The organism is Streptomyces sp. NPDC127117 (assembly GCF_042677325.1).
GTDB lineage: Bacteria > Actinomycetota > Actinomycetes > Streptomycetales > Streptomycetaceae > Streptomyces.
Window position 1 is genome coordinate 102,879 of record NZ_JBHXTM010000019.1, and the last position, 11,454, is coordinate 114,332.

Here is an 11,454-nt window from a genome sequence, read left to right on the forward strand (position 1 = left end):
TTCGTGGTCATGGACGGAGAGAAGCCCGGGAACGAGCAGATGAGCCTGCGGGAGCGGAAGAAGCAGCTGACCTACCAGGCGGTCTCCGAGGCCGCGATCGCGATGTTCCTGGAGCGGGGCTTCGACAAGGTCTCGGTGGCGGAGGTGGCGGCGGCTGCCGACATCTCGAAGCCGACGCTCTTCCGGTACTTCCCGGCCAAGGAGGATCTGGTCCTGCACCGGTTCGCCGACCACGAGGACGAGTCGGCCCGCGTGGTCGCCACCCGGGCGGAGACCGAATCCCCGCTGGACGCGCTGCGCCGCAACTTCCTGGACGGGCTGGAGCGGGGCGATCCGGTGACCGGGCTCTGCGATGTGCCGCAGGTGCTGGCGTTCCAGCGGCTGCTGTACGGAACGCCGTCCCTGGTGGCCCGCCTGTACGGCTACCAGAACCGCTCGGAGGCGGCGCTCGCCCGTGCGCTGGGCGACCGGATGGCGGACCGGCTGGCGGCGGGCCAGATCATCGCCGTACTGCGCATCCTCGCCCTGGAGAACTGGCGGCGGATCGACGCGGGGGAGAGCGCGCGACAGGTGTACGCGGACGCGGTCGAGGCGGCCGAACTCGCCTTCGTGCAGCTGCGGTCGGGGCTCGGGGAGCAGCGGTAGCTCAGGAGACCTGGTCGTCCTCGGCGTGCAGCACCGCTTCGGCGATCTCCCGCACCCGGTCCCGGGTGATGCCGGTGCGCTGTTCCACGGCGAGGGGGTGGTCGGTGTGCTCCAGCTCGATGCTGGGGCGCCGGCCGATCGGGCGGGTGTGGGCGTTGGTCCGCAGGTTGGTCGTGCGGGGCGAGTACAGCCCCAGCTCGGTGCTCAGCCAGCCGAAGTACGGCTGCTCGGACTCGCGGCCGGGGGTCTCCCACACTTCGAGGGCGCGGGCGAAGTTCTCCCGGCTGAGCGAGACCCAGACGCCCCAGGAGAAGGGCTCCTCGCTGCCGAACACGGGTATCTCGATCAGGCCCTTGATGAAGTAGTGCTCGTGTCTGACGATGCACTGGTCGGAGGAGAGCATGCTGTCCGGGTCGCTCTCCAGACTCGCGTCCCAGACGTCGGGTGCCATGGTCGAGTACCCCATCGGGAGTTCCGCGTGGTGTTCGCCGCAGCGGGAGCATATGTAGCCGGGGTCGATAGCCATGGGCCGGATCTTAGATCCTGTGGTCGAACCGCTGTCTGCTTCTCGCCGTCACCGTTCGCTACCGGGCCGTCTCCTTGAGTACGTCCTCACGCACCGCGGCCCAGTCCAGGGAGTGGCGGATGCCCTCCGTCAGTGAGTACCGCGGCCGCCATCCCAGCAGCCGTTCCGCCCGGTCGCTCCGGGTGTACGCCCCCGCCGCGTCGCCCGGCCGCGCCGCCGCGTCGACCGCCGGGACGGGGGTGCCGGTCACCTCGTTGAAGGCGGCCAGGAGTTCGCGCACGGTGGTGCCCGTGCCGGTGCCCAGGTTGATGACCATGGAGCCGGACCCCGGCTCCCCGCCGCCTTCGGGCAGGAGGGTGTCGAAGGCGCCGAGCGCGGCCACGTGCGCGGCGGCCAGGTCCCAGACGTGGATGTAGTCCCGGATGCCGGAGCCGTCGCGCGTCGGGTAGCCGGTCCCGGTGATTTGGAACGGGACGCCCTCCTCCTGGGCCTGGATCATCTTGCCCAGGGCGTGGCTCGGGCGCCGCAGTTGCAGCCCCGTGCGCAGCTTCGGGTCCGCGCCGACCGGGTTGAAGTAGCGCAGGGACACCACCCGGAGCGGCCGGCCGGCGGCGATGTCGGCGAACATCGCCTCGCACACCGCCTTGGTGCGCGCGTACGGGCTCTGCGGGGCGAGCGGGGAGTCCTCGTCGACCGTCAGATCCGCACCGGCGGCGTAGATGGAGGCGGAGGAGCTGAAGATCATGCGGGTGCAGCCGTTGCGCAGCAGATGGTCCGTGAACTCCAGGCTCTTGGCCACGTTCGCCCGGTAGTAGCCGACCGGGTCGGCTACCGATTCCGGGACCACGATCAGCGCCGCGCAGTGGACCACGGCATCGATGTCCGGATGCTCGGCGAAGACCCGGTCGATCAGGGGGCCGTCCGCGATGTCGCCCTCGTGGAAGGACCGGCCCTCGGTGAACTCCCGCCTGCCCGTGACCAGGTTGTCGAGGACGACGGGAGTGATCCCGGCGTCCGCGCAGGCGGACGCGACCGTGCTGCCGATGTACCCCGCGCCTCCGGCGATCAGAACCTTCATGCGATGCCCGCCTCTCTCACTGAGCTGGTGGAGCGATCGTAGGCCGAGCCGCCGACCCGCCCCGGCGGGGGCGCCGCCGGGGCGGGTCGGTCCTCAGCCGCGGCGCCCGAGCAGCGTCATGTCGTCCTCGTCGAGGACCAGGCGCCCGGCGGCCATGTTCTCCTCCAGGTGGGCGAGCGAGGCGGTGCCGGGGATCTGCACGATCGAGGGCGAGCGGGCCAGGCCCCACGCGATGGCCACCTGGTGCACCGTCGCGCCGTGCCGCTCGCTCACCTTCCGCAGGTTCTCCTCGCCGAGGTCGGTGTGACCGCCGCCGAGCGCGAAGAACGGCATGTACGCGATACCGGCGTCCGCGCACTCGTCGACGAGCGCGGCGTCCTTCTGGTCGAGCACACCGAAGCGGTTCTGCACGGCGGCGACCGGTGCGATCGACCGGGCCTCCGCGAGCTGCCCGCTCGTCACATTGCTGAGGCCCAGCTGCCGGATCAGCCCCTCCTCGCGCAGCGCCGCCAGCACGGCGAAGCGCTCACCGAGCGACTCGACGACACCGCCGCTCAGCCGGCCGACCCGCAGATGCACCAGGTCGAGGGTGTCGACCCCCAGGTCCTCCAGATTCCGCTCCACCTCCCCGCGCAGCTGATCGGGGCGGGCCTCGGCGTACATCTCACCGGTCTCGTCCCGCAGCGGGCCGACCTTGGTGGCGATGGTGACGTCGGAGGCGTACGGGTACAGGGCCTCGCGGAGCAGGTCGTTGGCCCGGTGGGTGGGGGAGAAGTAGAAGGCGGCGGTGTCGATGTACCGCGCCCCCAGCTCGACGGCGCGCCGCGCCACGGCCACGGCCTTCGCCGTGTCGCCGGCCGGTCCGCTCCACCGTCCCGGCAGCTGCATCGCCCCGAAGCCGAGGCGCGGGATGGTGACGGTGCCGCCCAGTTCGAAGACGCCGGGGCCCGAGGTGCTGGTGGTGCCGGTGGTGGATGTCGGACCGGAGTCCGGGGTCGGTTCAGCGGATGAGGAGGTCATGGGGGCAGCATCGCGCCAGTTGGGCCGGATTGCCACATTCATTTCTTCCGCGGACCGGATCCGGCCCGGCACGGTGATGCGGGACGGGAGAGTCACGCGTCCGCATCCCTCCGTGCGCCGACGGCCGGAGGGTCCGGCTCGCCGACGGGAACGGGCGACCGTCCTGGGCAACCGTCTTCGGAAGTTCCGGACGAGGCGTCAGCAGTCCCGGTGGGCGCGGAGAGTTCGCTTGTCACCCTGCGTCGCGCAGCCGGAGCAGGTACGTCGCGGTCAGCGCGACGGCGCGGTCCTCGTCGTGCGACAGCTCCACGAGGGCGCGTGACGCCGTCGGTCCCGGGACGCCCGCCAGCGCCTGGGTCAGCCGTCCGCGCGCAGGCGCTTCGGTGGTGTGGCGGGCGAGGCGGGCGACGAGCCCGGTCGCGATCCGGTCCGCCGTCGTGGTGTCGTCCGCCAGCACGCTCAGCGCATCGGCCGCGTCGGTGTCGTTCCTTCCCGCCACGATCATGTCGATGAGCGTCGGGACCGCATCGGCCGCGCCCCGTGTCCCCAGTGCCAGCGCCGCATACCCGCGGACCACGGCGTCGGGGTGCGCGAGGGCGTCCCGCAGCAGCGTGGCAGCCTCACCGCCGGGCATCTCGGCGAGGGACTGAACGGCACGCTCCCGCACCGCGGCCACCGGCGAGCCGAGGCCCTTCGCCAGCAGTGCCGGTCCGTCGCCGCCCGACCGGGCCAGCGCCCACCGAAGGGCTCCGGCGACGTTCGGCTCCGTCTCGCTCAACGCCGCCTCCACCAGGGCCTCCACCGGCACCGGGACCTCGTCCACCGAGGAGAGGGCCGCGCGCTGGCGCGCGTCGGGGCTCTTCGACCCCAGTGCCTGGAGGAGCGCGACGACCTGGAGGACGTCCTCCCAGCCGGACGGCTCCGCGGCATCGATCCGGCGGAGCCGTGTGAGCAGTTCGGTCTCGGCCGCGATGCGCTCGCGTGTCTGACGGACGAGGTCGCCGACGAGCGCCGAGGGCGTGAAGCCGGGATCGTCGAGCGCCCGCCCGATCTCACGGAGCGTCAGCCCCAGCGACCGCAGGCTCTCGACATGGAAGATCCGCCGGATGTCCTCCTCGGAGTACTCCCGATACCCGGAGCCCGTACGGCCCGAAGGCCGCACCAGGCCGAGCGATTCGTAATGCCTGAGCATGCGGGCACTGACCCCGGACCGCCGCGCCACCTCACCGATCAACACACCCTGTATCGTCCCTCCCCGCCGTGCCGCCGAGGGCCACGACGCGCTTCGCCTCCTCGATGGCGAACTCGAACCCGGTGTCCGGGTCGCGCAGCAGCCGTCGGGTGGCGAGCGCGTGCGCCCGCGTGCCCGGGTCGGGGGACGCCGTCGCCGTGTCCAGGGCCGGCCCGATCACTTCGCCGAGCGCGACCAGCGCCCGGCTGAGACTCAGCTGCGTCTGCCGCTCACCGCGCCCGAGCTGCGTCGCCAGCACCGCGGCCAGGGCGGACCCCTCGCCTTCCGGTACGAGCACGACCGCGGTCCGCCAGGCGCTCCGCGCCACCTCGTCGTCGGCGTCGGTCAGCAGCGACCGTGTGATCGCCGGCCACGCCCGCCGGTCCCCGATCTTGGACAGCGTGTGCAGCGCCTGGCTCCGCGCCTGCGCACGCTCCGAGCGGACCTCGCCGACCAGCAGGGGAAGCGTCAGGGACACCGGGTGGCGGGTGAGCGCCCAGGTCAGCATGTCGCGGACGAAGAACTCGGGTTCGATCGCGCATCGCTCGACGAGCTTGTCGACGAAGCGTGGATCGGGCGCCGTGCCGACCGCCATGGCGCCCCGCAGCCGCACGGACGCACGGCCGTCCTCCAGCGCCCCGAGCGCCCGCACCACATCTGTGTCCTGTTCCGTGATCGCCATCGGGACCACCTCCTCGGCAAGCAGTGAAGGGCTTGCCACAGTGTCAAGGTCAAACGGCGACCGCTGCGCACGGCGCCCATAGGAGTTCCCTATATCGCCTGCTGGTATTTCGTCTTTGCCTCTCGCTCTTTTCCGTACGTACCGTGAAACAGCTCGACGAGATGCGCGCCTTTCTCATTGCGCCGAGCGACCGACTGGGCGATCGAGAGGACCGGTGGCATGACCACAATCGGAAACGGATCGGGAACGCGGGAATTCACGGGAAAGCGGGCACTGGTCACAGGTGGTTCCCGCGGAATCGGAGCGGCCGTCGTGCGTCAACTGCTGGACGCGGGCGCCGAGGTGCTCACGACCGCCAGGTCGGCGACGAGCACGGTGCCGGAGGGGGCCTCCTTCGTGGCGGCCGACGTGCGGACACGGGCCGGAGCGGAGGCGGTCGCCGCAGCCGCGCGGGAGAGGCTCGGCGGGGTGGACGTCCTGGTCCACAACGCGGGCGGGGCGCGGCCTCACAACGGCGCCCTGGTCATCCCCGACGAGGAGTGGCAGGACGCGCTGGACCTGAACTACCTCGCGTCGGTACGGCTGGACTCGCTGCTGGTACCGGGGATGCGGGAGCGGGGTTCGGGGGCGATCGTGCACGTCTCCTCGGCCGCGGTCCTCACCCCCGTAGGACCGTTCCTGCACTACGTGGCGGCGAAGGCGGCGCTGGAGACCTACAGCCGGGGGCTGTCCCTGGAACTGGCCCCGTCCGGAATCCGGGTCAACACCGTGACCCCGGGCAGGGTCGCCACTCCCGGCGGTGAGGAGACGCGGGAGCGGTGGGCGCGCCTGGACACGGCGCCGGGTCAGACCAGCGCCGACGCCACCGCGCCGCTGGGGCGCGACGGCCGGCCCGACGACATCGCGGACGCGGTGCTGTTCCTCGTGTCCGACCGGGCGAGCTGGCTGACCGGGAGCAATCTCGTCGTGGACGGCGGTGAATTCCCGAGAGGCTGACGTCGGCGTAATCCCGTGATCCCGTAATCCCGTGATCCCGTAGTTCATGAATTCTGGAATTACGTGTCCGGGAGGGAGGATTCTGTGGCGGTCGTCTCTTTCCCGGTGTCAGGGCACCGGGAAGGAGAAATCGGAACCGGACCAGGTCTCCTTGCGCAGGAGTTCGAGCAGGGCCGTCTCCGCCGGGCCCGCGCCAGGCCGGACCACGGCGATGACGGGCTGGGACACGGCCGGGAGCACCGGGCGCACCAGGTGTTCATGACCGTGGGGCACCGCGGAGGCCGGGACGAGCGTCACCCCCAGCCCGTGGGCGGCCCAGCGCACAGCCGTCGCCGTCTGGGACGCGCGGGCGGCCGTGGCCGGGGTCAGCTCGTTCTCCCGCAGCACGTTCAGCAGCACGCCGTCGAGCGCGCTGTCGCGGTCGAACCGCACCCACGGCTCCCCGTCCAGTTCGCGCAGCTCGACCCGGTCCGCGGCGAGCTGCCGGTGTCCGGCGCCCACCACCACGACGAACTCCTCGTCGCCGAGGTGGTGGGCGTCGGCGGGAGTACGCTCACACGCCGCCATCAGGGCGAGGCCCAGCACGCCCCGGCGGCACAGCCGCTCCAGCTCGGCGGAGCTCGGCTCCTCGAAGACGGTGACCTCCAGCCGGGGGAAGCGGCGACGCAGCGCGCCGAGCGCGCCCGGCAGTTGCCGTGTACCGAAGCCCATCTGGACGGCGACCACCAGTTCGCCCACCAGCTCGTCGGCACCGGCCCGCGCCGTCGCCCTCGCCCGCCGTGCCGCGCTCACCGCGGCCTCGGCCTCCCGCAGGAACGCGCGGCCGACCACGGTGGGCACCAGTCCGGTCGGCGTGCGGGCGAACAGCTCCACGCCGAGCTCCCGCTCCAGGCCGCGGATCTGCTGGGACACCGACGGTTGAGCGACGTGCAGCAGCTCCGCTGCCGCCGTCACCGAGCCCTCCTCGGCAACGGCCAGGGCGTACTCGAACTGACGAAGGCTCATCCGCTTCGCCCCCCGTCGCAATCGCTGTAGTAGCAAGCAACTCGGTTCCGCCGACGGAGATTCCCGCCCGCCCGACTGCCCGCCCGACCGGCAGCCGGGTCAGGCTCGGAGTTCGGGCGGGAAGCCGGTCCAGCGCAGTTCTGCGGGCAGGTGAGCCATGTCGTTGTGGAACAGCACGGAGGACGGCCTGCCGGGTGCGTAGCGGATGACCGTCAGAGCCGCGTTGCCCTGGTTGACGCCCATCCAGCGCCACTCGGGCGCGTCGAGGGCGGCCCGGACCAGCCAGCCGACGAGGAAGTTGTGCGTGACGACCAGCTCATGGCGGGGACGGTCCCCGTCGACCGGACCTGTGAACTCCGCGAGCGCTTCCCGGGCCAGCGCCGGACCGAGACCGCGCTCCTCCTCCGGGACCTGAGCCAGGAAGTCGAGCAGGGCGTCGGCCGAGTCCGGCGGCAGCTCCTCCTTCGTGGGCAGGTGGGGTACGTAGTCACCGGCCGGTTCCGACCGGTGCAGGGGGACGCCGTCGAGCTGTGCGCCGATCAGTTGGGCCGTCTGCTGCGCCCGGGGCAGCGGCCCGTGGTGGATCACCGAGAGCGGGGCGCTCCGGAGCCGTTCACCGAGCAGAACGGCCTGGCGCCGACCGTTCTCCGTCAGGGTCGTCTCATCCGCCGACGCTTCACCGTGCCGGGCGAGGTAGAGGTATCGCGCTGCTGTGTCCGTCATGTCCCGTGTCTCCGTGCTCCGTCGCCATCCGTGATCCCGTATGCCAGAGATGGACGCGGAGCCCTTCGAGCACGTTCCGTCGCGGCTGCCCCGTCCCGGGCGACCGTGGGCGTGCCGCTCGCTCCTATCGCCGGAGCTCCACGACGTCGGCGACCACGCAGCTGACGTTGTCGGGGCCGCCGGAGCCGTTGGCGAGGGCGACGAGTTCGCGGACCGCCTGCTCGGGCTCATCGATCTCGCGGAGCGCCCGGTGGATCTCTTCGGTCGGCACGACGGTGGAGAGGCCGTCGGAACAGAGCAGGTAGCGGTCGCCCTGCCGGGCGTCGTGCAGGCGCATGTCGGGGGTGCCATCGGCTCCTCGGCCCAGAGCGCGTATCAGCAGTGACCGCTGGGGGTGGGAGGCGGCCTCTTCCGGGCTGAGTCGTCCTTCGTCGACCATCGACTGGACCATGGTGTGGTCGTGGGTGATCTGGAACAGCTCTCCGTCGCGCAGGAGGTGGATTCGTGAGTCGCCGATGTGGACGAGGGCCAACTGCGAGCCGGTCCAGAGCATCGCGGTGAGTGTGGTGCCGGCCTCCTCGGGCGGTGAGGCGGGCCCGGCAATGCCGTTGACGGCCAGTTCGGCCTGTTCGACGGCGTCTTCAAGGAGGTTGAGCAGATCGCCTGCCGGGATGCCGTCGGTTTCGAGGCGCTTGAGCGTGTCGACTGCGGCGGCGCTCGCGGGCGCTCCTTTGCTCCCGAAGCCGTCGGCGACGGCGAGCAGGCGGGATCCCGCGTAGGCGGTGTCCTGATTGCTCTCACGGACCAGGCCCGTGTCGGAGAGAGCGGCGTAACGGAGTCCCAGGGGCTTGGTGGTCGGAGACATGGCGGGGTCCTTCCAGGACAGATGGCCGATGAGGAAGGAAGCGAGGTCTCGCCGCGCGGCGGTGTCGGCCTCGACCTGCGCCCAGAACGCGCGGACCTCCCGGGCTGCCGGGCCTGCCTCCAGTGCGCAGACGTGCTGGATGCGGGCCAGGGGCATGCCCAGGCGCCGGAGCCAGGCGACGAGCCGGGCTCGGTCCAGCTGTTCCGGGTCGTAGAGGCGGTAGCCGGTCACCGGGTCGACGCGAGCGGGGGTCAGCAGACCGAGTTCGTCGTAGAGACGCAACGCCTTCGGCGACAGCCGGGACGCCTTCGCGAAGGTCCCGATGGTCAGCAACCCCATGCCCGCTCTCCTCCTCATGCCGAGCACTTCGCCCGGCCTCACCGATGCTGTGGCCTCCCCCAAGGTGAAGGTCAACCGGAGTTCTGCTCCGGCCCGGTCGAGAGGGTCTCCCACTCGCTCGGCGGCTGAACGCCGTCCCGTCAGACTGTCCTCCATGACGAGTAGCCTGATCACGACAGTCATCGCGATTTGCGGCACCCTGCTCGGCAGTGGTCTGACAGCGTTCGCGGCCGCTCGGACCGAGCGGCGCCGGAGCGAAGCGCTGGAGCGTCAGCAAGTACGTGAAGAGGCCGCGCACGATCGCACTCAACGTCACGAACTGCGGGTCGAGCACCGGAAATGGCGCAGGGATCGCAGGCAATCCGCCTATCAGAGCCTGCTGGACGCCGCCCATGAGGCTCAGGGGGCCATCTGGCAGCTGGGGCGGCTGACGCTGGAGCCATTCGACCAACACCGCTATGACATCCGGCGGGGTGTGGCCATCGACGCAGTCCGCGCGACTCGCCGCGCGGCCGACGTGGTTCAGCTGGAAGGACCGGCCGATGTGGCCCGGGCCGCCGAGGAGTATGCCGAAGCGGTGGACCGGAACGTCCAGCCGCCGATCGAGGCCCTGATGCAGCTGAACAAGGAGCCGCTGAGCGAGGGGCAGCAGGAACGTTATCGCTCGGCTGCTTCCGAGACGAAGGCTCTCGTGGAGGGGTGCCGGCAACGTTTCGTTCCGCTGGCGCGCCAGGCGCTGGACGAGTTGGTGAACGATGCCGAATGACGCATGCGCATCCCACGACATCGGCCGGCCGCCTCGGCCGTAGAAGAGCGGGACCGCCTGCACATCGCAGAGACAGAACAGCGGTGCCGCCCCGCCTCGCAGAGGGTGAGCCGGGCCACGATGGTCGGCACGGACCGGGCTGTGTGGCCCGGGGCTCCCACCGGCCCGGCCACGCTGGTTGGCGCCGTCCGGCCAGGATTCTTGGCGTCTGTAATGAATTGCCACGTCTATCGGCACCGGAGCCATGGTTCAGCGCGGCAGCGAGGCCGGCGCGCACGGGGTCGCGACGGCGACAGTCTCGTCGCTCGGTTCCCTGTCGCTTTCACGTGACCTTCGGCGATTTCTACAGACCATCCAGTCGCCTGGTCACCGTGTCGAGCGTCGGCCAAGGAGGACCCTCGCGCAGCAGGCGCAGGAATTCCTCCCCGAATCGCCTCCCATTCGGAAACTGGTCGCCGAGCTCCCAACGCCACGCGGCGACCATCGCGATGACGAGCTGCCGGCACTCGTCCAGCAGCCCTTGGTCAACGCTTGGGTAGTGCTCGCAGACCGCCTCGGGAACATGGGCGAGATCGAACTCGACGGGTCCACGGCAGCACGTCTCAAGGTCGATGAACAACGGGCCGTTCTCCGTGCTGAGCACATTGCCCGGATGCGGCTCGCCGTGGAGCAGCTGCTCCACGGCGCCGCGGTCGTCGATCGCTCGTCGCAGGCTTGCCAGCCTGCCGCTGAGGAATACGCGGTCCGCGTCGATGAGCTCCGGCGAGCGTTCCGGGTCGGCGACAACTTCTTCCGCCTCCGTTATCCGGTCCGTGAACCTCGGGCTCGGCACATCGACCTTGCGCATGCCGGCGTGCAGCTGCTCCAGCGCCTCGGCGTAGTCGGCCGGTGAGGTGCGAGGTGTCACGGGCTCGTAGTAGGTCCACAGCGTCACTGCGAAGCCATCGCGCGTGTACACACGCGGGTCCGCCCGAGGCTCCAGGGGACACATCGGGCATCCGATCCCGGTGAGCCGCTGGGCGAGATCGACTTCGAACTGTGCAACCTCTTGCCCCACAGGGGCGACCCGGGCAAGAACATCGCATGGCATCAGCCGCAGTGCCAGCTTGTTCGAGTTCTGGAGGACGATCGCATCGTTGGCCGGCAGGCCGAGCGATGCGGCGACCGAAGTCGCAGCCGCGCTCGCACGCGTGACGTCAGTCATATCCACCCTCGAATCCTGGCATGGATGAGCGAGGGCGATGCCGGCCGGCTTGGCCGGGTGCCAGCTGTCGTGGTGTCCCGTCTCAATGGAAGTGGGCCATCGTGAGGCGGTGACCTGGGGTGACTCAGGTTGAGTGAGACGGCAATGGCTGGCCTGTCTCACTCAACCTGAGCAGCTGTCCGTTGACATCGAACCCAGTCGCTCTGCCGTCGAGCGGAGTCGTGCCGCGTCTGGTGCGCCCAAACCACGACACGAGAGAGAACCGACGACAAGCCCGTCGGCTCTGCGCTTGGCCGCGGGGGCCGCAGAAGGGGGCCCGGTCGGCGAACCCGATGACCACGCCATCGATCGGTCCCGCGGCGGACTGACTGCGG

At 70.8% G+C, this 11,454-nt stretch carries 12 protein-coding genes; 3 read left to right on the top strand and 9 right to left on the bottom strand.

Annotated features, from left to right (window positions below):
* The first annotated feature begins 9 nt into the window (after positions 1–9).
* Entirely contained in the window at positions 10–645 is a 636-nt protein-coding gene (locus ACFVH0_RS18820; RefSeq protein ID WP_385821484.1) for a TetR family transcriptional regulator, read from the top strand.
* 1 nt (position 646) lies between these two features.
* Here the strand turns inward: ACFVH0_RS18820 and ACFVH0_RS18825 are convergent, their stop codons facing one another.
* From ACFVH0_RS18825 to ACFVH0_RS18845, 5 genes are all read right to left on the bottom strand, one after another.
* Positions 647–1,171: a DUF2199 domain-containing protein gene (locus ACFVH0_RS18825; RefSeq protein WP_385821486.1), complete on the bottom strand. Its 525-nt coding sequence runs from the start codon at positions 1,169–1,171 to the stop codon at positions 647–649.
* Positions 1,172–1,229: 58 nt separating this feature from the next.
* The gene (gene galE, locus ACFVH0_RS18830; protein ID WP_385821488.1) at positions 1,230–2,249 is read right to left on the bottom strand and encodes a UDP-glucose 4-epimerase GalE; all 1,020 of its coding nucleotides are present in this window, start codon (positions 2,247–2,249) and stop codon (positions 1,230–1,232) included.
* 93 nt (positions 2,250–2,342) lie between these two features.
* Complete coding sequence (locus ACFVH0_RS18835) at positions 2,343–3,269, bottom strand: oxidoreductase (protein WP_385821490.1); 927 nt, start codon at positions 3,267–3,269, stop codon at positions 2,343–2,345.
* Positions 3,270–3,501: 232 nt separating this feature from the next.
* A complete protein-coding gene (locus tag ACFVH0_RS18840; protein ID WP_385821491.1) occupies positions 3,502–4,506 on the bottom strand; it encodes a MerR family transcriptional regulator in 1,005 nt (334 codons plus the stop codon).
* Entirely contained in the window at positions 4,493–5,182 is a 690-nt protein-coding gene (locus ACFVH0_RS18845) for a HEAT repeat domain-containing protein (protein WP_385821493.1), read from the bottom strand. Before ACFVH0_RS18845 ends, ACFVH0_RS18840 begins: the two co-directional genes overlap by 14 nt.
* 219 nt (positions 5,183–5,401) lie before the next feature.
* Between ACFVH0_RS18845 and ACFVH0_RS18850 the strand changes: the two genes are divergently transcribed.
* Entirely contained in the window at positions 5,402–6,178 is a 777-nt protein-coding gene (locus ACFVH0_RS18850; RefSeq protein WP_385821494.1) for an SDR family oxidoreductase, read from the top strand.
* Between the two features lie 108 nt (positions 6,179–6,286).
* On the opposite strand, the gene ACFVH0_RS18855 is transcribed toward ACFVH0_RS18850, so the two are convergent.
* The 3 genes from ACFVH0_RS18855 to ACFVH0_RS18865 all read right to left on the bottom strand — a co-directional run bounded on the left by ACFVH0_RS18855 (position 6,287) and on the right by ACFVH0_RS18865 (position 9,110).
* Positions 6,287–7,183, bottom strand: a complete 897-nt coding sequence (locus ACFVH0_RS18855; RefSeq protein ID WP_385821496.1) for a LysR family transcriptional regulator — start codon at positions 7,181–7,183, stop codon at positions 6,287–6,289.
* A 99-nt stretch (positions 7,184–7,282) separates the two neighbouring features.
* Positions 7,283–7,906: a histidine phosphatase family protein gene (locus ACFVH0_RS18860; RefSeq protein WP_385821498.1), complete on the bottom strand. Its 624-nt coding sequence runs from the start codon at positions 7,904–7,906 to the stop codon at positions 7,283–7,285.
* A gap of 124 nt (positions 7,907–8,030) precedes the next feature.
* Entirely contained in the window at positions 8,031–9,110 is a 1,080-nt protein-coding gene (locus ACFVH0_RS18865; protein ID WP_385821500.1) for a MerR family transcriptional regulator, read from the bottom strand.
* 154 nt (positions 9,111–9,264) lie between these two features.
* Between ACFVH0_RS18865 and ACFVH0_RS18870 the strand changes: the two genes are divergently transcribed.
* Entirely contained in the window at positions 9,265–9,876 is a 612-nt protein-coding gene (locus tag ACFVH0_RS18870; RefSeq protein ID WP_385821502.1) for a hypothetical protein, read from the top strand.
* Between the two features lie 343 nt (positions 9,877–10,219).
* Here the strand turns inward: ACFVH0_RS18870 and ACFVH0_RS18875 are convergent, their stop codons facing one another.
* Positions 10,220–11,080, bottom strand: coding sequence for a phosphotransferase (locus ACFVH0_RS18875; protein WP_385821504.1), 861 nt, complete (start codon positions 11,078–11,080; stop codon positions 10,220–10,222).
* Positions 11,081–11,454 lie beyond the last annotated feature (374 nt).